This is a genomic window from Paraburkholderia sp. J12 (assembly GCF_905220215.1).
Taxonomy (GTDB): domain Bacteria; phylum Pseudomonadota; class Gammaproteobacteria; order Burkholderiales; family Burkholderiaceae; genus Paraburkholderia.
Map to the genome: position 1 here is coordinate 721688 of NZ_CAJMZC010000001.1, position 24287 is coordinate 745974.

Here is a 24287-nt window from a genome sequence, read left to right on the forward strand (position 1 = left end):
GCCGTCCCATGCCTCGAGCGCGCGCGCATCGCGCGGCGTTTGCCCTGCCCGAGCAGCACACCGCGCCTTGAGCGGCGCAAGGAGTCACGATGAGACTGCTGGACCCGCTGAGAATCGCCGCCGCCCTCGTCATGGCAGCGGCCGTCGGCATGGCGCCGGCCGCCGCGGGCGCCGCACAGGCCAGCTCGGGCACCTCGGCGAACCCGGCCAATCCATCGGCAGCCACGCCGCTCACCGTGCGCATCGGCTTCGTCGCCCCGCTCACAGGCGATAACGCGAACTACGGCCGCGACCTGCAGAACGGCGTGCAACTCGCCCTCGACGAAGCGAATGCGCAGAACCTCAAGATCGGCGAGCAGACCGCGCACTTCGAACTCGTGCCCATCGACGACCAGGGCGACCCGCGCCTCGGCGTGCAGGCCGCCGCGCAATTCGCCAACGAGGGCGTATCCGCCGTGGTCGGCCACTTCAACTCGGGCACGGCGATCCCCGCATCGCGGATCTACGAAACGGCCGGCATTCCGATGATCGACCCCGCCGCCACCAATCCCGCACTCACCGCACAGGGCTTTGCCAACATCTTCATGGTGATCTCGAACGACGCCCAGAATGCGGGCATTGCGGGAGCCTGGGCCGTCGACGTGCTGAAGGCGAAGCGCATCGCCATCGTCGACGACCGCAGCGCGTTCGGCCAGGGCGAGGCCGACGTGTTCGAGCGCACCGTGCGTGCGCACGGCGGCAACGTGATCGCGCGCGAATTCGCCACCAGCAACACCGACACCTTCGCCACCCAGCTCACGAAGATCCGCGGGGCCCGCGCCGACCTCGTCTATTTCGGCGGGCTTGCCCACCAGGCCGCCACGATCGTCAAGGAGATGAAAACGCTCGGCATGGCGCCGCAGTTCGTGGGCGGCGGCGGCGTGGTCAACTCCGATTTCATCCAGTTCGCCGGCCCCGCAGCCGAAGGCGCGATGGCCTGGGAGTACGGGCGGCCCCTCGCCCAGTTACCCGATGGCCCGCGCTTTGCGCAGAAGTACCGCAGCCGCTACGGCGCGGACGTGCTCGCCTACGCGCCCTTCGGCTACGACGCCGCCTGGACCGCGATCCACGCGATGGTCGCAGCGAAGTCGTCGCGGCCCGACATCTACCGCAGCGCGCTGAAAATGCTGAGCTTCGAAGGCGTGACCGGGCATGTCGCGTTCGAGCACGACGGCGCGTTGAAGAACGGGGCGTCGACGCTCTATCAGGTCAGAAAAGGCACCTGGGTGCCCATGACGACCCAGGGCGGCTAGGCAGGCGGCGGCCGTCCACCCGCGCCGGCCTCTTCGCTGCGCGCACGCACGACGATCTGCGCGTGCGTATCGCGCTCGATGCGCAAGAGCGTCCCGCGCATCTGCGCGAATTCTTCCGGCGAGCACATCTGATGGCCGAAATGCGCCGACAGGTGACGCTCGATCTGCACCGTGCGCGAGGCCGGATCCACCACATAGCGCGCCGTGTAAGCCAGTGCGCCGCTCTGCACGCTCACGTCGCCCGGCACGTCGCCGGGAATGTCGCTGATGCGCACGCCCGCGGGCAATATGATCTGCGCGGTCTCGTCGAAATCGCCGCCCACGCAGGCCCACGGCTGCGTGCGGCGCGGCTGCGCGAGCCAGTAGTCCACCTGAGTGGCGATCCCGCCGGAGAGGCTCGAAAGCGCGGGCAGCGCCGTCGTGCCGCTCGTCCAGACGAGATGGTCGACGACACCGGTGGTGGTGGTCGAGAACGGCCCCGAGGTCGCATCGAGCGGGCCGGTCGAGATGTGCGCCGTGCCGGTGAGTCCCGTCTGCCGCAGGCGCTGCAGAGCTACCTGCTGGCGCGTTTCGCGCGCGGCCCGGCGGAACGTGTTGCGCTCCGGTTCCGCGCTCGCGCCCGCATCTTCCACGTAGTAGCTGTACGCGGCGTCGCCGTCGCGGCCCACCTGGATCGCCAGCCTCGCGCTGCGCGCGTGCAACTGGGTGGCAGGCGTGCGCACGAGCACGCCTTCGTTCACGAGCAGCGCGGGGCGATCCATCACCGCCGCCGGCAGATAACCGAACGCGATGCCGCCCGAGGACGTATCGGCGAAAAGGCCCAGGTCGGGCAGCCAGGTAATCACGTGATTGATCGCGCTCTCGCCGTAGCCCGGCACATCGGGCAGCGTGTAGACGGGGCCGAGATTCACCATCGCCGTTTCGGCACGGATGCCCACTGCCGCGAGCAGCGCCGTGAACAATGCGACGTGATCCTTGCAGTCGCCATAGCGGTTGCGCAGGATGTCCACGGCGCGGTGCGGCACCGCCTCGGTCTCGCCCAGAAACAACGCCACGTAGCGAATGTTGAAACGCATCCAGTCGTAGAGGCGCTGCGCCTTTTCATGCGGATCGCTGGCGCCGGCGGTCAGCGCCTGCGCCAACGCCACGATGGACGGGTCGGCGGTGCTCGGGTCGACGGCCGCCTCCCGGTAGCGCGCGGCGAAGGCGGCGAAGTCGGGCACCGTCGACACCATCAGCCGGTCGCCCCAGTTCACGTAGGCGACTGCGCCCGGTTCGAGCGGCGCATAAGGTCCATGCCGGTATTCGAACGCATAGCGGGTGCGCCCGTTCGCGGTAACAGGCGGCAGCGCCACGTAGCCGCGTGCGTCGGCATGCAGCGGCATGTCGGCAGGCAGATCGAACACGAGGCGCTGGTACTCCACGGGCTCGCCCGTCGGCTCGACGAAATACGAGAAGGTGCCTGCCTGCAACGGCCGCGTGCGCCGCTTGCCGAACACCAGATGCACGCGCGAACCCGGTTGCACGCCGGGAAAGATCACCGTGCGCAACACGCCGTCCTCGAAGGTGGGCGCACCGGCCGAGCGCGGCTCCTGCACGTCGCGGATGCCCTCGGGGCCGACCTTGTGGACCGAGCCGTCCGCGTCGATCGTTTCGGCAGCCAGCCCGGTCACTGTTTCGATATCCTTATTGAACCAGACATAGCGCTCGGCCACCTGATCCACACCGGCCGTGGTGTTCGCCCGCATCGTCGAATCGTCGTGCTCCACCACCGAGCCGTCTTTTTGCACGATGAAAAGGTGGATATCGCTTTCGAGTGTGGCGGGGGCGAGGTCGGCAGCCGGTTCGGTCGAGGCGTTGACGGAGCCGCCGGCCGGCTGGGCATGAGCACCCCACCCCGCCAGCAGCAGACAGAGGGCGACCAGGTGACGACGCCCGCGTCCTGCTCCCGCGCGGGGTTGATGAGCGGCTATCCGGTGCAAGGCGACCTCGCGCGACGATGGCTATGGCTGCCGTTTTATCACATCGCCGCGCGGGTCGCGCTCATCGCCCCCTCATCTCCTCACCGCCTCTTCGCGACATCACGCCGCCTTCTGCCGCTCCTCCATGGCACGCAGCAGCGAGAGCGCGATGCCCTCGGCGGCGAGCCGCACCTCGGCCAGCGCCGGAAACGACGGTGCGATACGCAGATGGCTGTCCTCGGGGTCCAGGCCGTAGGGAAACGCGGCACCCGCCGGCGTGAGGATCAGCCCGGCCTCCCGGGCCAGTTCGACGGTTCGCCTTGCGCAACCGGGCGGCGCATAAAGGCTGATGAAATAGCCGCCCTGCGGCACATTCCAGCGCACCTGCGGCACGTTCGCGAACCGCGCCCGGAACACTTCGTTCACGGCATCGAACTTGGGCTTCAGCAACGCGCGGTGCTGTTGCATGAGCGTAGCCAGCGTTTGAGCGTCGCGCAGAAAGCGCACCTGGCGCAACTGGCTCAGCTTGTCGGGGCCGATCGTGCGCACCGCCGTGTGCCGCTGCCACCAGGCCACGTTGCGCGGCGACGCGGCGAACCATGCCAGCGCGCCGCCCGCGAACGTCACCTTCGAAAGCGAGGCGAACATCAGCACGCGCTCGGCGTGGCCGGCGGCGGCGCATGCCTCGACGACATCGAGCGTCGAAAGGCGCGCTTCGCCCAGGTGATGGAAGCGATATGCGTCGTCCCAGAAGAGGCGGAAGTCGGGCGCCACCGCGGGCATCGCCGCGAGCCGGCGCACGACGTCGTCCGAATAAACGGCGCCGGTCGGGTTGCCATAGAGCGGCACGCACCAGATGCCCTTGATCGAGGGATCGTCGCGCACGAGGGTCTCTACGGCGTCCATGTCGGGGCCGTCCTCGCGCATCGGCACGGCGATCATGCGCACACCCAGCGCCTCGCAGATCGCGAAGTGCCGGTCGTAACCCGGCGCCGGGCACAGGAAAGCGATCTCGCCCTGCGCGCGCCACGGTGCGCTGCTCCCCTCGCCGGCCGGCACGCCGTGCAGCAGTGCGAACGCCATCGCGTCGTGCATCAGCGCCAGGCTCGAATTGCCCGCCGCGATCACCTGCGCAGCGGGCACACCCAGCAGTTGCGCGCCCAGTTCGCGCGCTTCGGGCAGCCCCGAAGGCAGCCCGTAGTTGCGGCAGTCGAAACCGTCGCGCGCCAGATAGCCGGCCTCGGGCGCCGTGTCGATCAGCGCCTGGGCAAGATCGAGCTGCTCGGGCGCGGGCTTGCCGCGGGACATGTCGAGCTTGAGCTGGAGCTGCTGGAATCGTTCGTAGGTCAAAGTATCGGGCAAGGTCATCTGCATGATGGTTGAGTGCGCAACGCAGTGCGAAGTGGAGCGGATCGAGACGAATGAGCCCAGTATGCTGCCCGGCACACCTTCAGGCAAACGAGTTATATTGAAGTTTTCGATCAGCTTTTCTTATACCTCGCCTCTACGTCACGTCACGTCAGCCCATGAAAACCCTCGACCTCGATGTGCTCGCCATGGTGGTCGCCGTGGCCGACGCCGGCAGCTTCGTGCGCGGCGCCGCGCTCGTGCATCGCTCGCAGGCGGCCTTGAGCATGCAGATTCGCGCGCTCGAAACCTCGCTCGGCAAACCGCTCTTCATCCGCGGGCCGCGCAACGTCACGCCCACCCAGGACGGCCACACGCTCATCGCCTACGCGCGGCGCATGCTCGCGCTGCGCGACGAGGCGTGGGCCTCGCTCGCGCATCCGGAGGTCAAGGGCCGCGTGTCGATCGGCGTGCCGGACGACTACGCTTCGTCGCTGCTGCCGCCCGTGCTGCGCAAGTTCTCGGCGAGCTGGCCGAAAGTCGAGATTCAGGTGATCGGACTGCCGAGCAGCGCGCTCGCGCCGCTCCTGAAAGACAACAAGATCGATCTCGCGTGCGTGACGCGCATGCGCGGGCTCTCCGGCGAATTCGTCCGCCTCGAACCGATGGTGTGGGCGGCGCCGCCCGCCTCGGCCACGGCGGCGAGCGGCCGCGAAATCTGGCGCGAGCGGCCGCTGCCCATCGCGCTTTTCGGCGCGGGCAGCGTGGCGCGCGCGAATGCGATCCACGCGCTCGAGCGCGCGAAGATCGCGTATCGCACCTCCTATGAAAGCCCGAGCCTGATGGGTCTGTGCAGCATGGTCGCCGCGGGTCTCGCCATCGCGCCGCTCGCGCGCTGCGCGGTGCCCGAGACCTTCACGACGATCGGTCGCGCGCAGGGCCTGCCGAAGCTGCCCGAGCTCGAAGTGGTGCTCGCGCGCAGCGCCCGCTCGAACCGGCCGCCGTGCGACTTTCTCGCCGAGCAGATTCTCGCCGAACTGCGCGTGTAGGCCCCGGGGTCAATCGTCGCCGAGGCGCGCGAGCAGCGCGTGGAGTTTGGTCACGTGGCGCAGCAGCAGTTCGCGATGCTTTTCGATCTGTTCGAGCCGGCCGGCCAGATCGGCGCGCACGCGCTCGTCGGGCTCGGCCGCGGCGATCACGTCCTCGATGCGCGCGCGCAACGCCGCCGCTTCCACCGGCGGCACGGCCAGGTAGCGCTCGAGCTTGCGCACGTCCTGCACAGCCAGATCGCGGATCTTGCGCATGCCCGCCATGCGCGCATGCGCGGGCGCCGCCGGCGCGCGCTCGTCGTGCCTGGGCGCCGTGCTTTGTCCGAAGATAGGCTCGGCGCGCAGCACCGGCGGCTTGCGCACCGGGTGCGCGGTGCCGCGAAAGCGACCGCGCGGCCTTTCGTTGTCGATGGCATCGCGCGCGGTGTCGGGCAGCTCGTCCGCGCCGTGGGGCTCGTCCATCCAGCCCTCGGGCAAGCCCGTCACGGATTCGACCCCGCGCACGAATTCGCCGCTGAAATCGCGCTGACCGGAGAGGATCAGCTTCAGATAGCTCGCGGAAAACGTCATCATCCGCGCAAGCCGGGTGACGGCGCCCACTTCGCGGGTCAGAAGCGCGAGATTCGCACGCCAGATGGGCATGAGCGTAGCGCCGGTGTCTTCCATCTCGGAACCTCCCTGATTCGTACGCAGGGTGGGCATCGCAGCGGCGTCGCGCGCGCCGTGCCGCCATGCTTCGCCTGCCGGGCCGGTGACTGAAGGGTAGCTGCTCCAGACGGCTGTGCGCAACCCGCGTGCCGCGGGGCGGAACGCCGGATTACGGACGAATTCGGACGAAAAAGAGGGAACGAGAGAGAACGGACGCCCGCGCGATGAAAAACCACCGCAGGCGCCGCAAAGCCAGACGCTGAAACGGCGCTAGAAGTGCCCCGTGAACCGGTAGCGGCTGCCCGGATGCCAGAGATTCGCCACCGAAGCCACGAGGCCGCGCGACCAGGTGCGGCGATGCAGCACGAGACAAGGCTCGGCGGCGCCCATCGCGAGGCGCGCGCGGGTGTCGCCCTCGGGCGCGAGCGCCTCGATGCGATACTCCACGCGCTGCAGCGGCGCGACGCGCACGAGATACTGGTTCGGCGTGATGTGCGTGAAGTCCTGCAGCGCGTATTCCGGTGCGACCGCCGGGTTGACCCAGCGCTCCTCCAGCTGCACCGGCTTGTCGTTTTCGAGGTGCAGCACGCGCGAGTGGAATACGCTCTCGTGCGTGGCCACGCCGATTTCGACGCCGAGCGCCTCGTCGGCCGGCAGCGCGCCGATCTCCAGCACCTCGGCGCGATAGCGGTGGCCGCGCGCGACGATTTCGTCGGAGATACTGCGGATCGCCACCAGCGTCGATTCGTACTTCGGGGGCGCGACGAACGTGCCCGCACCCTGCACGCGCGTGAGCACCTGCTCCGCGGTCAGTTCGCGCAGCGCGCGGTTCACGGTCATGCGCGCGACCTTGAAGTCGCGCGCCAGCTCGTTCTCCGAAGGCACCTGGTCGCCCTCGCCCCACTCGCCCGAGTCGATGCGCGCGAGGATGAAGTCCTTGATGCCCTGATACGCCGGTGCGTTCATCGCGCGGGCCCGCCCACTCGAAGCGTCACTGCGCCGGCGCTTCGGATTCGAACGCGAACGGGCTGTGAGCCGCGATCGTGCCGTTTTGCACGAGTCGCGTCACCGCGGCGATGTCCGGCGCGAAGTAGCGGTCCAGATCGTAGTGCGGCACTTCGCTGCGCACCGTTTTCATCACGCGCGCGAGCGACGGGCTCGTGGGGTGCGGCGCGCGCAGGTCCACACCCTGGGCTGCTGCGAGCAGTTCGATCGAGAGGATGTTGGCCGTGTTGTCGGCGATATCGGCGAGCTTGCGCGCCGCGAACGTCGCCATCGAAACGTGATCCTCCTGGTTGGCCGAGGTGGGCAGCGAATCGACCGAGGCCGGATGCGCGAGCGTCTTGTTTTCCGAAGCCAGCGCCGCGGCCGTCACGTGCGCGATCATGAAGCCCGAGTTCACGCCGCCATCTTTCACGAGGAACGGCGGCAGGCCCGAGAGCGTGGCATCAATCAGGAGTGCGATGCGACGTTCGGCGAGCGCGCCGATTTCGGCGGCGGCGAGCGCGAGATTATCCGCCGCGAACGCCACCGGCTCCGCGTGGAAGTTGCCGCCCGAGAGCACTTCGCCGGTGTCCGGGAAGATCAGCGGGTTGTCGGAGACGGCGTTCGCCTCGATGAGCAGGACTTGCGCCGCATGGCGCATCTGGTCGAGACACGCACCCATCACCTGCGGCTGGCAGCGCAGCGAGTACGGGTCCTGCACCTTGTCGCAGTCGTGGTGCGAAAGATTGATCGCCGAGCCGTCGAGCAGCGCGCGATAGGCAGCCGCCGCTTCGATCTGGCCGCGATGGCCGCGCAGTTCGTGGATGCGTGCGTCGAAGGGCTTGACCGAGCCGGCCGCCGCGTCCACGCAGAGAGCCCCCGAAACGAGCGCGGTGCGGTACAGGTCTTCGATTGCAAAGAGGTTGTAGAGCGCGAGCGCGGTGGAAGCCTGCGTGCCGTTGAGCAGTGCGAGGCCTTCCTTCGCCTGCAGCGTGAGCGGCCTGAGGCCCGCGGCGGCGAGACCCGCTTCGGCGCTCGCGCGCTCGCCGCGGATGAACACTTCGCCGATACCGAGCAGCACCGCCGACATATGCGCGAGCGGCGCGAGGTCGCCTGAGGCGCCCACCGAACCCTTCACCGGAATCACGGGCAGCACGTCGGCATTGAACAGCGTAATCAGCGCGTTCATCACCTCGCGGCGGATGCCCGAGTGGCCGCGGCCCATGCTCGAAAGCTTCAGCGCCATCAGGAGGCGCACGACCGGACGCGCCATCGGCTCGCCCACGCCCACGGCATGCGAGAGCACCAGGTTGCGCTGCAGGAGTTCGAGCTGGTCGGCCGGAATGTGCGTGCTGGCAAGGCGGCCGAAACCCGTGTTGATGCCGTAGGCGGGCTCGCCCTTCGCGGCGATCGCGGCAACGGCCTGCGCGCAGGCGTCGATGGCGGCGAAGCTCGCGGGATCGAGTTCGAGCTTCACCGGATGTTGATCCGTCTGGCGCGCGATCTGGCGCAATTGGGGCAGGGTCAGGTGGCCGGGCGTGAGTCGCATTATCGAATCCTGTCTATACAAGTAAGCTGAACGTGGCCGCAGTCTAGCCTGGCGAGCTTGTATAGACAACAGATTCCGTGCGTCCGCCGCCCTGGGGCTATCCACGAGACAGACGCCCGGCTCCTATAGCTCCAGCCTGCCCCCAATAAAGGAAAGGAAGCATTGCACCCGCGCCGCCAGCGCCTCGCTGCGGTAATAGACGGCGTGGACCGGCTGACGCTCGTCGGCGAGCGCCGTGTCGAGCACCGTCACGAGGCGCCCGTCGCGGCGATCCCCGGCCGTCATGAAATCGGCGAGGCACGCGATGCCCGCGCCGCCCAGCGCCAGTTGGCGGATCGTCTCGCCGCTCGACGCCGCCAGCGACGGCTCGACCGTCAAACCCGGCGGCTGGGCCTGCGCATCGTCATGACCTTCGCCTGAGCGCGTCTGCAAGGGCCAGCGGTTCAGATGCGCGGGTGCCGTGAAGCCGATCAGGCGGTGCGCAGCCAGTTCGTCGACAGTATGCGGCGTGCCGTGCGCCGCGAGATACGCGGGGCTCGCCACGAGCCGCAAGCGGCTGGAACCGAACGCGCGCGCATGCAGCGTCGAGTCCTGCAGCGCGCCGATGCGAATCGCGATATCCACGCGCTGCTCCAGCAGATCGACGATGCGCTCGTTGTGAGTCAGCTCGAGCTGGATCGCCGGATACTGCGCGGCGAATGCCGCCATGTGCGGCACGATGCAGTGGAGCATGAACGGCGTGGCCGCATCCACGCGCAACCGTCCCGAAGGCGCTTCGCGATGGCGCGCCACGGCCTCCTCCGCATCCTCCATGGCCGCGAGTATCGCGCGGGCGCGTTCGAGGAACAGTTCCCCTTCGCCGGTCAGTTGCAGGCGCCGCGTGGTGCGCAGGATCAGCGCGACGCCCAGCTGTTTTTCGAGCCGCGTAAGCGCGCGGCTCACCCCCGAGACGGTCTGCTGGAGCTTTTCGGCGGCGGCCGTGATCGAGCCCGCGTCGATCACGGTGACGAACACGAGCAGTTCGTCGGTGGATGTCTTCATTGTTGATCCGCAGTCAAGATTCATTTGAGGCTAACACGGTTTGTCCGCCTGCCGAAGCGGCGGATACTCGCCGTCATCGACAAAGCAACCGGAGTCATCCATGAAGATTTTCGTAACGGGCGCAGGCGGTTTCATCGGCGGATCGATTGCAGCGCATCTGGTGCGCGCGGGCCACACGGTGCGCGGCCTCGTGCGCCGGCCCGAACAGTTCGCCGACCTCGAAAAGCTCGGCATCGTGCCGGTCGCGGGCGATCTCGACGACCGCGATCTGCTGATGGCCGAAGCGCGCGCCGCCGATGCCGTGATCAATGCGGCGAGCAGCGATCATCGCGGCGCCGTCGAGGCGCTGCTCGACGCACTCGAAGGCTCGGGCAAGGTGTTCCTGCACACGAGCGGATCGAGCATCGTGGGCGACGCTTCGGGCGGCGAGCCGAGCGATCGCGTCTACCGCGAAGATGCCCTGCCCGAGCCGACCGCCGACAAGGCGCCGCGCGTGGCGATCGACAATCTGGTGCTCGCGGGCGCGGCGCGCGGCATTCGCAGCGCGGTGCTCTGCAACACGCTGATCTACGGCGAGGGCGCGGTGCCGGGCGCAGCGAGCGTGCAGTTGCCGCGGCTCGTGCGCCAGGCGCAAAAGAGCGGCGTCATGCGTCACGTGGGACGCGGCGCGAATATCTGGTCGAACGTGCACATCGACGACGTGGCCGAACTCTACCGGCTCGCGCTCGAGAAAACGCCTGCGGGCACCTTCTATTTCGTCGAGAGCGGCGAAGCGGCGTTCAACGAGATGAGCGCGGCGCTTGCCGCGGCGATGAAGCTGCCCGCGCCGCAGGACTGGCCGCTCGACGATGCGATCGGGGAATGGGGCTACGAGATGGCCTCGTATGGACTCGGCTCGAACAGCCGCGTGCGCGGCGAGCGTGCGCGCACGTTGCTGGGCTGGCAGCCGCAGCGGACTTCGGTTACGAAGTGGATTCGCGACGGAATGCACGCGGCGCACACAGCACACGCGGCGCAGAAATAAACGCAGGACACCGCATAACTGTTGCGTATCCGTAAGGTCGATTCGCTAGAATCCCGGCCATTCGTACGACTCGTCCAGACGCGCCCGCCCCGGTCCGCGTCGCGGATACGCCCGATGGTCCTCGCGCTGAACTTCGACTGGCTCACCAATCTGCTCGCCATCCTGTTCGTGATCGCGTGTCTCTACGACGCGCGCTACGACGAATATGGCACGCTGACGCTCGCCGCCGCGGCGATGGGCCTCATCGTCATGGCGATCGAGGTTCTGCTGCGGCCGGCCTTCGAAATGTCGCTCTAGGACGCGCGCCGACGCTTCACGCCCGGCAGCCCGCCGCCCACGCGCCCCTATTCCGTATAGTTGTCGAGCGACTTGTGCGCCGTCAACCATTCGTTCTGCGAAACGATCTCGTACGCCTTAAACGCCGCCCAAAGCCGCACGGCCCGCGCCGCCGTGAAGCGACGCGGGCCGTGCAGCCGGCCGGGCGGGCCGCCGGGTCCGCCTGGCCGAATGACCGGGCCATCAACGTGTCGGTGCACGCATCAGATGGCCCAGCCGCCCAGGTAGAACGCGACCAGCGCCACGGCGATCACCACGGTGCCCACGTTGAGCTTGCGGTACTCGCCGCTCACGATGCGGCCGATCACGAGCGTGGAAAAGCCCAGCATGATGCCCGTCACGATGTTTGCGGTCAGCACGATGAACACGGCGCACACGAGGCCCGACATCGCATCGACCATGTCGCTCATGTCGAGGCGCGAGACACCCGCGAGCATCATGATGCCCACGTACATGAGCGCCGGGGCCGTGGCGTACGACGGCACGAGACCGGCGAGCGGCGCGAAGAACATCACCACGAGGAACAACACGCCCACCACGGCAGCCGTGAGCCCCGTCTTGGCGCCGGCCGAAACGCCCACCGCCGATTCGATGTAGGCCGCCGCCGGCGCGCCGCCGAAGAAACCCGAGAAGATCGAGGAGAGCGAGTCGGCCGTCAGCGCGCGGCCGCCGTTGACGATGCGGCCGTTCTCGTCGAGCTGGCCGGCCTGGCCCGCCACGGCGCGAATCGTGCCGGTGGCGTCGAACACGGCCGTCATCACGAGCGCGAGGACGCTCGGCAGCACGGCGAGCGAGAGCGCGCCCTTGATATCCATCGCACCGATCAGCGAGGCATGGCCCGGCGTGGACAGCGACGGCCAGGCGAACACGCCGTGGAAGCTCACCTCGGGATCGATTGCGAGACCGAGCGCCGAAATCGCGACGATCACGACCAGGATCGAGCCCGGCACGCGGCGGCGCACGAGGCCGAAGATCGCGGCGAGGCCCGCCACCGAGAGGATCGCCGGCAGCGACGTGATGTGGCCGAGCGAAACCGGCAGACCGGCGCCCGGATTCTTCACGACGAGGCCGACATCGTTCGCGGCGATCAGCAACAGGAAGAGGCCGATGCCGATGCCCGTGCCGTGCGCGATGCCGTGCGGCAGATTGCGCAGGATCCAGGAACGCACACCCGTCACCGAGATGCCGGTGAAGACGAGGCCCATGAGAAACACGGCGCCGAGCGCGACTTCGGGCTTGAGGCCCTTGCCGAGCACGAGGCCGAACGCGGTGAACGCCGTGAGCGAGATCGCGCAGCCGATGGCGATGGGCAGCTTCGCCCACAGGCCCATCAGGAGCGAACCGAACGCCGTGGTGAGACACACGGCGACAAACACCGCGCTCGTGTCGAAGCCCGCCTTGCCGAGCATGCCCGGCACGACGAACACCGAATAGACCATCGCGAGGAAGGTGGTAACGCCAGCGATGCCCTCCTGGCGCAGCGAGCTGCCGCGTGCGGAGATATCGAAGTAGCGGTCGAGAAAGCCGGTCGAGCCAAGCGGCTCGACCTCCGTGCCGGCCGTCTCGGTGAGCGGCGTGGCGTGGGGTTCCATCATGGTGAGTGCCTCCTTTATCAGCATGCTGAAACGCACCCCTGGCGGGGGCCGTCATCAGGTTCGTCTCGATTGGAATCGTCGTGCCGGCGCGATGCGAGGGCCGCCGGCACGCTTGAAGCAAAAATGCCGTTACGGCGTTGTCTCTGAACCGTTCTGCCGGATAACCCGGATTCGCGATCCACATCGTTTTGACATCTTTTTTTGCTGGTCCGAAGGTTAGGCCAACACAATCGGAGCTCCCATCGCGGGAGTCGCATTCAGGTCATGCCACGATCCTTATAGTTACGCCGTCAGGCCTTGGCGGACGGCCCGCCCCCGCGTTTACACCTGGCCCCAGGACCGCCCGGGTTACACTCTCACGCACCCGACCCGGTTTTCCCCGCCGCGCGCCCACTGCGCCGGCCGCTTCAAGGAGTTCCCGTTGATGAGAGGCGGTTTCGCACGTCCCGTTGCAACCCTCCCGTATGCCCTGCCCCTGCTGCTTCTGCTCATGCTGTCGGGCTGCAGCCTGTTCCGTACCGCCGCGCCCCCGCCCGAGCCGGAGGCGCCGATCGCCGCGAGCGAGCCCGAGGCCCCGGCGAGCGAGCCCGAAGCCGCCTCCGCGCCCGAAATGGCGAGCGCGCCCGACGAAGCGGCCGAGGCCAAACCCTCGCCGAAAAAGCCGCGCCCCGCGCCGATCCGCCGTCGCCGCCCGGCCCCGCCGCCGCCCGTGACCGCCTCCGCGCCCCCCGCGCCCGCGCCGGCGCCGCTCGTGACGACGCGCACGTTCGAGCGCGGCACCTATCGCACGCTGCTCGACGCCGAAGTGCAGAAGACCGACGGCAAGGTGGTGGGCCGCGCCGTGGATCTCGTGGCCGGCCCGGGCGGCAAGCCCGCGGAGGTGGTGGTGAACCTGCAGGGTTTCATGGGCGTGGGCGACCGCAAGGCCACCTTCCCGTGGAATGTCGTGCGCGTGAACCCGCAGCCGAAAACGCCCGCCATCACGCTCGCGCTGGCCGCGGGCCAGCAGCCCCTGCCCGACCGGGCGAAGTCCGGCAGCAACAGCGCGCAGCCCGGCCCGGGGGAGCCGAGCCCGACGCGCCTGCCGATGCTCGACGCGACCGTGGAGCGCACCAACGGCGCCAAGGTAGGCCGCGTGGTGGACGTGCTGCTCGACGCCGGCGCGGACCCGCTCGCCGTCGTGCTCGACGTGAGCGGTACGCTGGAAAAACGCCATATGATCGCCGCCGACTGGTCGGCGCTGCATTTCGTCGCGAAGAACAACGAACTGACGGCCCAGCTCGACATGAGCGACCAGCAGGTGGACGCCTCGCCCGAGTACGAGAACGACCAGCCGGTGCGCGCGGTCGCGCCGGCGGCGCCCAGGCCCCCCGCCCCGCCGGCCGTGGCTTCCACGACCTCGGCTGCCCCCGCTCCTGCAGCTTCCGCGCGCGGTGACAAATGACAGGAGCCACACTGCGTACGATGGCCAGCACGCGAAGTTTGCGCGCGCTCGACTGGCTGAACTTCTTCGTCGCGAACGTGCAGACGGGCTTCGGTCCGTTCATCGCGTCGTATCTCGCTTCGCATAAATGGACCCAGGGCGAGATCGGCCTGGCCCTCTCGGTCGGCACGATCAGCGCGATGGTGAGCCAGGTGCCGGGCGGCGCCGCCGTGGATGCCCTGCGCAACAAGAAAGCCGCCGCCGCGTGGGCGATCATCGCGATCATCCTCTCGGCGGTGCTGCTCGCGAGCAGCCCGACCGTCGTTCCGGTGATGGCGGCCGAGGTGTTCCACGGCTTCGCGAGCTGCATGCTCACGCCGGCCATGGCCGCGCTCGCCCTCATGCTGGTGGGCCGCCAGAACCTGGGCGACCGGCTGGGGCGCAACGCGCGCTGGGCGTCGATCGGCAGCGCGGTCGCGGCCGGCCTCATGGGCCTGTGCGGCGAATACGTCTCGCCGCGCGCCGTGTTCTGGCTGACCGCCGCGCTCGCGCTGCCCGCGCTCGTCGCACTCGCGATGATCGAGTACGACCGCCGCAGCGCCGGCGCGTCGATTCCGGGCACGCCCAAGCCCGCCACCCCGGCCGCCGGCGAGCCGCGCGAGACGATCTTCGATCTGCTGCGCGACAAGCGCATGCTGACGTTCGCCGGCTGCGTGATGCTGTTCCACCTCTCGAACGCCGCGATGCTCAATCTCGCGGCCGGCGAAGTGACGGCCGGGATGGGCGACAACGTCCAGCTCGTGATCGCGGCGTGCATCATCGTGCCGCAGGCGATCGTCGCGCTCATGTCGCCCTGGGTCGGCCGCACGGCCCAGCATTGGGGGCGCCGCCCGGTGCTGATCCTCGGGTTTTCGGCCCTGCCGGTGCGCGCGCTGCTCTTTGCGGCAGTGCACAATCCGTACTTCCTCGTGCCGGTGCAGATGCTCGACGGGCTTTCGGCCGCCGTGTTCGGCGTGATGCTGCCGCTCATTGCGGCCGACGTGGCCGGCGGCAAGGGACGCTACAACCTGTGCATCGGGCTCTTCGGGCTTTCGGCGGGGATCGGGGCGACGCTCTCGACGGCCGTGGCCGGCTTCATCGCCGATCATTTCGGCAATACGGTGAGTTTCATGGGCCTCGCCGCCGCCGGCGCGGCCGCCGTGCTGATGGTCTGGCTCGCGATGCCGGAAACGCGCGATGCGCTGGAAGAGGAGGAAACCCGCGACGTGGCCGCCTGAGACGGGCGGCGGGCTCCGGCCCGCTGCCTGACATTGCCCCGCGCCCTCGGCGACCGGGCAGGCGCAGACAAGCACAAACGGGCGCTACGGTCCGAACCTTGAAAGTTCGGACCGTAGCGCCCATTTCATCTGGAGAAACCCTTCGGCACAGCCCGCAAGGCGCGCCGGCACGTCACACGTGCAACGCTCAGGCCGCCAATGCCTCGTCGAGACGAGCGGCGATCACGCTGTTGGGCAAATTGTCGATCTTGCTGGCGAGGATCATCGCGTCGGCATTGGCCGGGCGGTGACGGCGGTTGGGACTCGGGCGGAACACGGCGTCGCCGCGGCGGATCTTCTCGCCGGTGAGCGCGCACACCGAACTGCGTCGGGCCGTGCAGACCCGCCAGAGCTGGTCGGAATAACGCCCGTAAGTGGCGTCGCTCCAGCAGACCGTGATGCTGTCCGGATCATGACGCCGGATCAAGGTAATGCCTTGTGCGTCCCACGAGCGCACGGTGGCGCGGCGCCGGTTGGCCGCCTCCGAAGCGCTGCGTGTGATAGGTACCGGTTTGCAGCTCCTGCCGCCCACGGGTTCGGCCACCAGGGTGAGGGGCTCGGACGCTGCGGACAGAAGGTCAATGGTTTGTTGCCAGACGCTGCCGGTATCTAATTTCGTCATAATGCACCTCGTGCACGCGGAAACGATTCGAATATGCCGGTCGAATAAGCACTTTGCCACGAACGGATTATAGCGTGTCCATCTCGCAACCCACAGGGAAAACTCAATTTTCACACGATAAATCAAAACGCCAAAATGGTGAAACGGCCAGCCTTTCAGCTCCGACTGATGAGAAACATCAAGAGTTTCTTTACCTTGCGAACATTTTTTTCCGATTTGTCGATCTTTGTCATTGACAGACCGGAAAAATTAACCGAAATCCACCTGGAAGCCTGTTACGGCGGCATAGACGGATCAGCCGAACTGGTCCCGCTCCCGCCGCGGTTCATTGCCGCGGGAACGCCCGGGACAAGCATCGGCGGCCATCGGCGGGCGCTTGCCGGTCGTTGCGGCCCACCTGCATGTTCTCGCCCAATCATGACCAATCAATGAAACGCAATGCGCGGCAAGGGCGCCGCTCCCACGCGTTTTGCATACAAAACATCAGGAGAAACTACGCGAAATTGCCGCACGACAAGGGCTGCAGCCTTACGGCAGTCAATACCGAGACTACGCTCTATATCAAACCCAATTAATCCAGAATGAATCGCGCTTTAGTCATTTTGTCATGTGCCATTGCGTGGAGATTGTGTGGAGATTGCACCGAAATGGACAATCGGGCTTCTCCAAATAGTTCGACAATTTCGCAGGATGTAAAGAAAAATCCGCTTTCAGGATAAGTCCCGCAGCCCGCTTCAGTCGAGAAATTCAGTGCACCGTCGCCTGAGCATGGCGCCGAATTCGTCGAGCCAGCCGATCGAGAGCCGCCAGCTTTGCCAGTACAGATCGACATCGAACGCGCGGCCCGGCGTCAGTTCGACCAGTTCGCCGCGGGCAAGATGTTGCGCGATCATGCGTTCGGGACACATGCCCCAGCCGAGTCCGTTCAGGCAGCAACACAGAAAGCCGGCCACGTGCGGAATCCAGTGCAGCGGCGCGTCCACCTGCGCGCGCGTGATGCGCCTCACGAAGCGCTTTTGCAGCTGGTCCTTCGGATTGAATTCGATGCACGGCGCGCGCCGCAGCGACTCGCGCGTGACGCCCTGCGCGAAATAGCGCTCGAAAAAGTCCGGCGAGCACACGGCGAGGTAGCGCATGCGGCCAAGGCGCGTCGAGCGGCAACCCTGCACCGGCTCCGCCTGCGTGGTCACGGCGCCCTGCACGCTGCCGTCGCGAATGCGCTCGGCCGTGTGGTCCTGGTCGTCGATCACGAGGTCGAGCAGGATGCCGCGCTCCACGCAGAAGGCGGCCACCGCGTCGATGAACCACGTGCCCACGCTGTCGTCGTTGACGGCGATGCGCAGCGTGGGCCGTGTGCCGTCCGACGCGCCGGTGAAGGTGGGCATCGCGCCGCCCAGTTCCGCTTCGAGCAGCTGCACGCGTTCGGTGTGGCGGCACAGGAGCGCGCCCGCGGCCGTCGCCACGCACGGTTGGCCGCGTTTCACGAGCACCGTGCCCACCCGCTCCTCCAGCAGCTTCACGCGCTGCGAGACCGCCGAGGGCGTGACATTGAGCGCGCCGGCCGCGCGGTCGAACGAGCCGTGCCGCACGACGGCGGCGAGCGCGTCGAGCAACGCATAGTCGAGCATTAGCGTTCCTTAATCGGGTTTAAGAAAATCAGCTTCTCTTAGGTCGCCGATGGCCGCAGACTAGCGCCATTCCCCCCGCCGTGCAACGTGAACGGCAACCGGCAGCGAAGATTGCCGCACCTCGGCTCCCGACTATGAACTGGCTTGCTTTTTCTCACGGCGCGGCGCTCTGCGCTTCGCTGATCGTCACCATCGGCGCGCAAAACGCCTTCGTGCTGCGCCAGGGCATTCTGCGCTCGCACGTCGCCAAGATCGTCGTGCTGTGCGCGCTGTCCGACTTCATCCTCATCGGCGCGGGCGTGGGCGGCGCTTCGGCGCTCGTCGAGCGTTATCCCACCTTCGTGCATCTCGTGCTCTACGTGGGTCTCGCGTGGCTCGTGTGGTTCGGCATCGGCGCGCTACGGCGCGCGGTGCGCCCCGGCCACGCGGTGCTCGACGCGGCGGCGCAACGCGAGGCGCCAGTGCAGCGCGCATGGCCCATCGTGCTCATGACGCTGGCCTTCACGTGGCTCAACCCGCACGTGTATCTGGACACCTTCCTGCTAATCGGCACCGCGGGCGCGCGCGAACCCGAAAGCGGCCGGCTCGCGTTCGCGCTCGGCGCGATGAGCGTGAGTGCGGTGTGGTTCGTGGCGCTGGGCTATGGCGCGCGGGCGCTCGCCCCGCTCTTTCGCCGTGCCGGCGCCTGGCGCGTGCTCGATGGCGCCATCGGTGGCATGGTGCTGCTGATCGCCTTCACGCAGTTGCGCTAAAGCGGATTGCGCTTCCGGCCGGAAGCGCTCGAAGCGCTGAAGGCCCTTTCATCTGGCCGGTGCCTGAGCAGCGCCCTGCCCAGACTTCAATTGCTGCAGGAGTCCGTCGACGAGCGCGGGCGACATGTAGTGCGGCCCGTCGAAGAGATAGACGCGGTAGCCGTGATACGCCTCCAGTTGAGGCGCAAGTTCCTCGGGCGTGGCGGCGCGAAAGCCGCCGCCCTCCTTCGGCCGGAACGCTTCCGCGATGATGCGCACGCGCTTGCTGCCCAGGTGCGCCGCCAGCGCATCGGCATATTCGCGCGCCGCAGCCGGACCGCGCGCATACACGCCGCAACCGTCCTGCAACAGCACGCCCACGTCGTTCGGCAGCCAGCTGTCCAGCCACTTCGCAAACGCCTCGCCGCCGATATTGCTCGTGTCGTACACGCTGATCCACAGCGGATGCGGCAGACGTTCGAGCAAAGGCGCCATGCTCGCCGCGTCCTTCCAGGTGGGATCGGCTTCCACCGGGAAATACCAGCCCGTGATGTGCACGGGCGGGCGCACCTTCGCGAGCGCGAGCGAGCGCTCGACCAGCTCTTCCATGTTCGCGCGCGCCTTCTGCTCGTTCGAGTAGCCTGCGAGGCCCACGATCACGCCGCGCGCCCACGGCTCGTTGGCAATGCGCACCCAGTCGGGCACGCGCGGCGCCGGCAAGCCCGCACCCGCCATGTACGCGACGTCGTCCACGGCGATCCACTGCACGAGCAACTCGTTCACGCCGAGCTTCTCCCAGTCGCCGTGCAGGTCGAGGTGCTCGTTGTCGGGCTGCCAGACAATGCCCTGCGCGAGCGAATCGGCATGCGCGGGCACCTGGAGCGTGCAGCCCGCGGCCGCGAGGGCACACATCGCAGCGGCAAGCACACGGGCCGCCATCTGCACGACAGCGGCACGCGCGATGCGACGGCTCGCGAAACGCTCAGGCATGGTCGACACTCCCTCCCCAGTCACTCAGTAAGACAGCACCGTGCCGAAGAACACGCCGCCCGCGCGGTTGTCCCCGGTGAGCCGCCAGCGGTATTGCACCGAAACGTCCACATACGATTTCGGCGAATCGTAGAAGCCGTCGCGGAACCAGTAGCGCGACGAAATGCCCACGCCCATCCCCACCGGAATGCTGTGGTTGATGCTCGAATCGTAGTCCATGCCGACCACGGCATACGGAAACACCGTGAGCTTCGGGCTGATGGGGTCGAGCCGCCAGGTGCGGCCCGCTTCGATATAGCCCGTGCCGTAGTTCCAGCCGTTGCTCACGTAGTGGCCCACTTCGCCATAGTCCTGCACGGTCCACCACGACGGCACGTCGAGCCGCAGCTCGGTGCCGAAGCCGCCCGAATACGCAAGGCGCAGCAGCCAGTCGGCCGGCGCGCGCGAGCCGATGGGAATGAGCCGCTCGAACGCGATGATCGCATTGACCGACTCGAAGGGCTTCGCGCGTGCGCCCACGGCCGCGAGCGCCGTGGAAACGCCGCTGGGCGCGTCGCCCTGGGCGCCGAAGTCTTCGTAGGCGCGCGCATAGACTTCGAACATGCGGTCGCCGAGCGAGCCGAACGGCCGCCAGTAGCCTTCGAGCCCGGTCTGCCAGTTGTTGTAGGTGCCCGGGGCCGAACCCGTCGAGACGCCCGGCTGCAGGCCCGCGCCGCGATAGTTGAGCGAGGCGATGAAGCCCCAGTCGCGTGTGACGTCGGCGTGGGCGTTGCGCAAGTCCTGGAGCTGCGGGAGCGTAGCGGGCGCGGCGCCGTCGGGCGGGGCGGTGCCGTAGTCGATCGCGCGCTCGAAATAGCGCGCGGCCAACGCGTCGAAATGCGCGCGGTACGCGCTGTAGCCCGCGTCGCCCGCGGCCTGCGGCGGCAACTGGCCGGCCTCGTCGGCATGCGCGAAATAGACGTACGCGCGGCGGTCGTCGCCGGCGCGCTGCGCGATGTAGGCGGCTTGCAGCGGCGGCATCGCGTCCAGCAGTCCGGCGTCAAGCGTGGCGCGTGCCTCGCGCTTCGCCCCCGCCGTGTCGCCCGCGTCGACGAGCGCGTTGATGAGCTCCACCCGGTGCTGCGGGTTGCGCGGATCGGCATCCACCGCCTGGCGCGCGTAGTCGAGCGCCGCGGCCTTGTCGCCGTGCTGGGCGGCCACGATTGAAGCGCGCCGCGCGGCAAAGCCCGGATCGGCCGCATAAACGTCGCAGGCCGGTCCGTAGCGGTCCACCGTGCAGTCGAACACCGGGCGCGCCGCCTGTGCCACGCGTTCGGCTGCCGCGCCGGCGACCGGTTTCGCGAGCGCCATGCGCGCGTAGTAACGGCGCGCCTCGATCTGCGCGTCGGTCGCATCGCCCACCGGCTTGAGCGGCGCGAGCAGATCGAGCGCGCGCTGCGGCTGCCCTTCCTCGGTCCACACATCCGCCACGATCACGCGCGCCACGCGCTGATCGCGCTGCGTGGCGTCGCTCGACTGCAGGGCGTGATCGAAGTCCTGATCGGCATCGGCGAAACGGCCTTGCGAGGCGCGTGCGTAGCCGCGCATCACGTAGGCCATCAGCGCGGGCTTCATCCCTGCATCGACGGCGTCGGTTGCCGCCTGTTCGAGGCCGGCCTGATCGTTCTGCGCGGCAAGCGCGTCGAAGAGTTGAAGACGGTAGCCCGGACGATCCGGCGCGTAGGTTATCGCCTCGCGCAAAAGCGCTATGGCCTGCGCCGTGTCGCCGCGCTCGCGCGCTGCCTCGGCCTCGGTCGCAAGCGGCGGTGCGAGCCGCGCACCGATATCGAGGCGCCGGGTACGCAAGTCGGCGCTGCTGCCGAAACGCTGCGTCGCGTCCTGTGCCGCCTGCCATGCGTCGCGGTCGTGGCCTGCGGCGCTCGCGGCGTCGATGGCGAGCAGACGCAGGCGCAATACATCGGGCCGCAGGACGATGGCCGCGTTGACGTCGCGCCATGCGTCGTCGTAGCGGCGAGCGTCATACGCTTTATAGGCCTGTTGTGCGAGTTCATAGGCGCGCCCCGTGAGGTTGTCGGGCGACCCCGTGCCCGGCACCGCCTGCCGCCCGCCGCGCGGCGCGCCAGACCGCGCCGAGGCCGCCACCTGCGCATCGAACGCGCGCCGCCGCGCGACGAGCGCCGGATCGGGGCCGATCTGACGCTCGGCTTCGGCAAGTGTGCGGCTCGCTTCGCCAAGCTTGCCCTGGGCCGCCTGCGCGTTCGCGAGCAAGAGGCGCAGCGAGGCCACGTCGGGCCGTTGACGAATCGCCTTGCGGGCATAGGCCTCGGCCGCCGCATAGTCGCCGCGCGCATAGGCATCGTAGCCCTGCTGCGCCACGCGTTGCGCCGGCCCGCTCAACGGCAGCGGCAGCGTGCCCGAAGGCACCGCCTGTGCCTGCGCGGCGGCTGGCACGAAGAGCCCGGCACACGCCGTGGCACAAAGCGCGGCACACGCCGCGGCGAGCGCGCGCCGCGTGCCGTGCCGCGACGAGCGCGAGCCTGGCGCACGCTCGACCAACAGTTTCGGAATCCTCTTCATGGGGAAGCGGCCTCGTCTCGCTGACGCCGTTGCTCCTCGATCGCACCCGCCAGCGCCTCGGCCGTGATGACGCCCTGCGCCACCATATAGTCGCCGATGCGGCCGTGATCCTGCGGCCGGTAGCGCTGCAAGGCGGCGTCGAACTCGGCGCGCCGCACCGCGCCGCGCTCGATCAGCAGGTCGCCGAGGAGCGGTACGCTCGCTGCGTGGCGGCCGAGTGCCTCCTGCCGCGCGATCGCTTCATGCTGCTCGTGCACCTCGGGCACGGGAATGCCGCGCAAAAGCCGCAGTCCATCGGCGATTTCGCCTTCGCGCACGATGCGCTGCGCGAGCGGCAGCGCGAGCTGCGCCTGAAGCGCGCCGACCGCGTCCTTCGCAAGCGGGCTCGCGCAAAGCAGCACCGCATGGCCTTTGCCGTCGTCGCCCTGGGGCAGCACGCGGTAGCGCACTGCGAGCTCGAGCGGCACCTGTTGCGCGTTCGCTTCGAGCTTCGCGCGGTCGAGACGTCCGCGCAGCAGGTTCGCCTGGAAAGCAATGGCTTCGGCCAGCGTCTCCTCGTCGAGCCAGCCGTGCGCCATGAGCACGCGGCCAAGCGGCGCCTCCTGCGCGTACTCCTCTTCCAGCGCCTTCGCGAGTTCCGTCTCGTCGATGGCCTGCCACGAGAGCAGCAATTCGCCCAGACGCTGGCGCCGGTCGGTAAAGCCATCCGACGAAGGGAAGTCGTGCATGGTCTTGTCCCACACGAGGCGCTTGCCGGTGACGAGATAACCCAGATACATCTTCCATGCGCGCGCAACCGCCATGAAGTTGACGAAATTGCCGATCACCATGCGCGGCACGGACAGCACCCCATGCTCCCAGCCGTAGAGCCGCGACACGAAGAACACGCGCTGCCCCACGCGCATGAGCAGCGCGATGCCGTTCGCCCACAGCACGAAGGTCAGAAAGCGCGAATCGGCGAACGGCGAAGCAATCAGGCTGGGGCGGATGCCGAGCAGATCCGCGAAGGTGAACAGCAGGAACTGCACGAGCAGCACATAGGCGAGAATCCCCACGAAGGCCGTGACGATGCCCTTGCGGTCGCGCGCGAGCAGATAGCGGTTGGCGAGCGACCCCACCCAACCCGTCTGCTCCCAGCCTTGCAGGCCGATGCCGAGCGTCCAGCGCGCGCGCTGCCGGTAGGCCGTGCGGAACGTGTCGGGGAAAAACTCGCGCACGCACAGCGGCATGGTGAGCGTGACCTCGCGCTCGGGCCCGAGGCCGAACCACGACTTGCGGCGCGTGGCGAACTGCACCGGAAAGCGCGCGAAGATCGAGTGCATGCCCATGCGGCCCAGCCGCTCGCCGACGTCGTAGTCCTCAGTCAGGGTTTCCGTGTTGAAGGGCTGGTTCTGGGTCTGCTCCGCGAGCCCCGCCAGCGCCCGGCGCGAGAAGCAGGTCCCCACTCCGGCGGAAGGCACCGTGCCCGCGAGACTCTCGCGCACGACGAGATCCTTCGCGTGCCATTCGGCGAACTCGTCCATGTAGGTGCCCGCCACGAGTTCGTACCAGTTGCGCTCGAGCGAGGCCACCGGCAACTGGATCATGTCCTTGCGCGGCAGCAGATAGTTGAAGAAGCGCAATTCGAGCGGATGCAGCACGTCTTCGCTGTCGTGCAGGATCACGCCCGCGAACTGGATGCCCGTCTCGCGCTCCATGCGAAAAATCGCCTGCACGATCCAGTTCAGGCAGTCGGCCTTGCAGGTGGGGCCGTCGTGCGGCACTTCCACGCGGTGAAGCTGCTTGTAGCGCCGCCGCATGCGCTCGACTTCGGCAATCGTCGCCGCGTCGTTCTGATAGGTGCCGACGAACACCACATAGTTGCTGTAGTCGAGCACGCGCACGAGGTCCGACACCATCGAAGCGATCACGTCCTCTTCGCGCCAGGCGGGCACCATGATCGCGAGCGGCTGTTGCTCGCGCGTATAGAGCTGCTCCGCCCGCAGCGGCGCATAGCGACGCTCGACCGTGAAATGGCGGAACGTCTGGCGCACCCAGAACCAGGCGTCGATGAAAAGATCGTCGAGGCTCGAGATCAGGATGATGACCGCCACCACCGCGGCAAGGTACTCCATGCCCTGGTAGTAGCGGCTCGCCAGATAGCCGAGCCACCATTCGAACGCGGCGAGGCTCAC

The 24287-nt window shown here is 68.1% G+C and carries 20 protein-coding genes; 8 read left to right on the forward strand and 12 right to left on the reverse strand.

Annotated elements, in window-relative coordinates; translation table 11 throughout:
- Window positions 1–107 precede the first annotated feature (107 nt).
- Complete coding sequence (locus U5760_RS03400) at window positions 108–1292, forward strand: branched-chain amino acid ABC transporter substrate-binding protein (protein ID WP_322010017.1); 1185 nt, start codon at window positions 108–110, stop codon at window positions 1290–1292.
- Here the strand turns inward: U5760_RS03400 and U5760_RS03405 are convergent.
- Both U5760_RS03405 and U5760_RS03410 read right to left on the reverse strand, forming a co-directional pair.
- A complete protein-coding gene (locus tag U5760_RS03405; RefSeq protein WP_415914040.1) occupies window positions 1289–3265 on the reverse strand; it encodes a DUF3857 domain-containing transglutaminase family protein in 1977 nt (658 codons plus the stop codon). The genes U5760_RS03400 and U5760_RS03405 overlap by 4 nt on opposite strands.
- A gap of 108 nt (window positions 3266–3373) precedes the next feature.
- Window positions 3374–4621 carry an aminotransferase class I/II-fold pyridoxal phosphate-dependent enzyme gene (locus tag U5760_RS03410; RefSeq protein WP_322009596.1) on the reverse strand — a complete coding sequence of 416 codons (1248 nt, stop codon included), beginning with the start codon at window positions 4619–4621 and terminating at the stop codon, window positions 3374–3376.
- A 158-nt stretch (window positions 4622–4779) separates the two neighbouring features.
- Between U5760_RS03410 and U5760_RS03415 the strand changes: the two genes are divergently transcribed.
- A complete protein-coding gene (locus U5760_RS03415; protein ID WP_322009598.1) occupies window positions 4780–5649 on the forward strand; it encodes a LysR substrate-binding domain-containing protein in 870 nt (289 codons plus the stop codon).
- Window positions 5650–5658: 9 nt separating this feature from the next.
- Here the strand turns inward: U5760_RS03415 and U5760_RS03420 are convergent, their stop codons facing one another.
- The 4 genes from U5760_RS03420 to U5760_RS03435 form a co-directional block, all read right to left on the reverse strand.
- Window positions 5659–6315, reverse strand: coding sequence for a hypothetical protein (locus tag U5760_RS03420; protein ID WP_322009599.1), 657 nt, complete (start codon window positions 6313–6315; stop codon window positions 5659–5661).
- 252 nt (window positions 6316–6567) lie between these two features.
- Window positions 6568–7263: a histidine utilization repressor gene (gene hutC / locus U5760_RS03425; RefSeq protein WP_322009600.1), complete on the reverse strand. Its 696-nt coding sequence runs from the start codon at window positions 7261–7263 to the stop codon at window positions 6568–6570.
- A 25-nt stretch (window positions 7264–7288) separates the two neighbouring features.
- Window positions 7289–8833 (reverse strand): histidine ammonia-lyase, encoded by a 1545-nt coding sequence (gene hutH / locus U5760_RS03430; RefSeq protein ID WP_322010020.1) that lies wholly within the window; start codon window positions 8831–8833, stop codon window positions 7289–7291.
- A 120-nt stretch (window positions 8834–8953) separates the two neighbouring features.
- Window positions 8954–9871 (reverse strand): LysR substrate-binding domain-containing protein, encoded by a 918-nt coding sequence (locus U5760_RS03435; protein WP_322009602.1) that lies wholly within the window; start codon window positions 9869–9871, stop codon window positions 8954–8956.
- 100 nt (window positions 9872–9971) lie between these two features.
- Here U5760_RS03435 and U5760_RS03440 point away from each other — a divergent pair, with 100 nt between their 5' ends.
- Both U5760_RS03440 and U5760_RS03445 read left to right on the forward strand, forming a co-directional pair.
- Complete coding sequence (locus U5760_RS03440; protein WP_322009603.1) at window positions 9972–10895, forward strand: NAD-dependent epimerase/dehydratase family protein; 924 nt, start codon at window positions 9972–9974, stop codon at window positions 10893–10895.
- 114 nt (window positions 10896–11009) lie between these two features.
- A complete protein-coding gene (locus tag U5760_RS03445; protein WP_322009604.1) occupies window positions 11010–11192 on the forward strand; it encodes a hypothetical protein in 183 nt (60 codons plus the stop codon).
- Between the two features lie 242 nt (window positions 11193–11434).
- Here the strand turns inward: U5760_RS03445 and U5760_RS03450 are convergent, their stop codons facing one another.
- Entirely contained in the window at window positions 11435–12826 is a 1392-nt protein-coding gene (locus tag U5760_RS03450; RefSeq protein ID WP_322009605.1) for an NCS2 family permease, read from the reverse strand.
- A gap of 424 nt (window positions 12827–13250) precedes the next feature.
- On the opposite strand from U5760_RS03450, the gene U5760_RS03455 reads away from it, so the two are divergent.
- Both U5760_RS03455 and U5760_RS03460 read left to right on the forward strand, forming a co-directional pair.
- Window positions 13251–14270, forward strand: a complete 1020-nt coding sequence (locus tag U5760_RS03455) for a PRC-barrel domain-containing protein (protein WP_322009607.1) — start codon at window positions 13251–13253, stop codon at window positions 14268–14270.
- A 20-nt stretch (window positions 14271–14290) separates the two neighbouring features.
- Entirely contained in the window at window positions 14291–15526 is a 1236-nt protein-coding gene (locus tag U5760_RS03460; RefSeq protein ID WP_415914027.1) for an MFS transporter, read from the forward strand.
- Between the two features lie 187 nt (window positions 15527–15713).
- Here U5760_RS03460 and U5760_RS03465 read toward each other — a convergent pair whose 3' ends face one another.
- On the reverse strand, window positions 15714–16187 hold the full coding sequence (locus U5760_RS03465) for a DUF3331 domain-containing protein (protein WP_322009609.1): 474 nt from the start codon (window positions 16185–16187) through the stop codon (window positions 15714–15716).
- A gap of 74 nt (window positions 16188–16261) precedes the next feature.
- On the opposite strand from U5760_RS03465, the gene U5760_RS03470 reads away from it, so the two are divergent.
- On the forward strand, window positions 16262–16423 hold the full coding sequence (locus U5760_RS03470) for a hypothetical protein (RefSeq protein ID WP_322009610.1): 162 nt from the start codon (window positions 16262–16264) through the stop codon (window positions 16421–16423).
- A gap of 498 nt (window positions 16424–16921) precedes the next feature.
- Here U5760_RS03470 and U5760_RS03475 read toward each other — a convergent pair whose 3' ends face one another.
- Entirely contained in the window at window positions 16922–17815 is an 894-nt protein-coding gene (locus tag U5760_RS03475; RefSeq protein WP_322009611.1) for a LysR family transcriptional regulator ArgP, read from the reverse strand.
- A gap of 134 nt (window positions 17816–17949) precedes the next feature.
- Between U5760_RS03475 and U5760_RS03480 the strand changes: the two genes are divergently transcribed.
- The gene (locus U5760_RS03480) at window positions 17950–18567 is read left to right on the forward strand and encodes a LysE/ArgO family amino acid transporter (RefSeq protein ID WP_322009612.1); all 618 of its coding nucleotides are present in this window, start codon (window positions 17950–17952) and stop codon (window positions 18565–18567) included.
- Between the two features lie 48 nt (window positions 18568–18615).
- Here the strand turns inward: U5760_RS03480 and U5760_RS03485 are convergent, their stop codons facing one another.
- From U5760_RS03485 to U5760_RS03495, 3 genes are read right to left on the reverse strand one after another with little or no spacing between them, the layout of a single operon-like run.
- Complete coding sequence (locus U5760_RS03485) at window positions 18616–19536, reverse strand: hypothetical protein (RefSeq protein ID WP_322009613.1); 921 nt, start codon at window positions 19534–19536, stop codon at window positions 18616–18618.
- Between the two features lie 24 nt (window positions 19537–19560).
- Window positions 19561–22113: an NfrA family protein gene (locus tag U5760_RS03490; RefSeq protein ID WP_322009615.1), complete on the reverse strand. Its 2553-nt coding sequence runs from the start codon at window positions 22111–22113 to the stop codon at window positions 19561–19563.
- Window positions 22110–24287, reverse strand: coding sequence for a glycosyl transferase family protein (locus U5760_RS03495; RefSeq protein WP_322009617.1), 2178 nt, complete (start codon window positions 24285–24287; stop codon window positions 22110–22112). Before U5760_RS03495 ends, U5760_RS03490 begins: the two co-directional genes overlap by 4 nt.

Excerpts from the sequence above, each read along its gene's own strand:
- U5760_RS03410 (WP_322009596.1), bottom strand. The coding sequence starts at position 4,621 with ATGACCTTGCCCGATACTTTGACCTACGAACGATTCCAGCAGCTCCAG.
- U5760_RS03415 (WP_322009598.1), top strand. The coding sequence starts at position 4,780 with ATGAAAACCCTCGACCTCGATGTGCTCGCCATGGTGGTCGCCGTGGCC.
- U5760_RS03420 (WP_322009599.1), bottom strand. The coding sequence starts at position 6,315 with ATGGAAGACACCGGCGCTACGCTCATGCCCATCTGGCGTGCGAATCTC.
- hutC (WP_322009600.1), bottom strand. The coding sequence starts at position 7,263 with ATGAACGCACCGGCGTATCAGGGCATCAAGGACTTCATCCTCGCGCGC.
- U5760_RS03435 (WP_322009602.1), bottom strand. The coding sequence starts at position 9,871 with ATGAAGACATCCACCGACGAACTGCTCGTGTTCGTCACCGTGATCGAC.
- U5760_RS03440 (WP_322009603.1), top strand. The coding sequence starts at position 9,972 with ATGAAGATTTTCGTAACGGGCGCAGGCGGTTTCATCGGCGGATCGATT.
- U5760_RS03445 (WP_322009604.1), top strand. The coding sequence starts at position 11,010 with ATGGTCCTCGCGCTGAACTTCGACTGGCTCACCAATCTGCTCGCCATC.
- U5760_RS03450 (WP_322009605.1), bottom strand. The coding sequence starts at position 12,826 with ATGATGGAACCCCACGCCACGCCGCTCACCGAGACGGCCGGCACGGAG.
- U5760_RS03455 (WP_322009607.1), top strand. The coding sequence starts at position 13,251 with ATGAGAGGCGGTTTCGCACGTCCCGTTGCAACCCTCCCGTATGCCCTG.
- U5760_RS03460 (WP_415914027.1), top strand. The coding sequence starts at position 14,291 with ATGGCCAGCACGCGAAGTTTGCGCGCGCTCGACTGGCTGAACTTCTTC.
- U5760_RS03465 (WP_322009609.1), bottom strand. The coding sequence starts at position 16,187 with ATGACGAAATTAGATACCGGCAGCGTCTGGCAACAAACCATTGACCTT.
- U5760_RS03475 (WP_322009611.1), bottom strand. The coding sequence starts at position 17,815 with ATGCTCGACTATGCGTTGCTCGACGCGCTCGCCGCCGTCGTGCGGCAC.
- U5760_RS03480 (WP_322009612.1), top strand. The coding sequence starts at position 17,950 with ATGAACTGGCTTGCTTTTTCTCACGGCGCGGCGCTCTGCGCTTCGCTG.
- U5760_RS03485 (WP_322009613.1), bottom strand. The coding sequence starts at position 19,536 with ATGCCTGAGCGTTTCGCGAGCCGTCGCATCGCGCGTGCCGCTGTCGTG.
- U5760_RS03490 (WP_322009615.1), bottom strand. The coding sequence starts at position 22,113 with ATGAAGAGGATTCCGAAACTGTTGGTCGAGCGTGCGCCAGGCTCGCGC.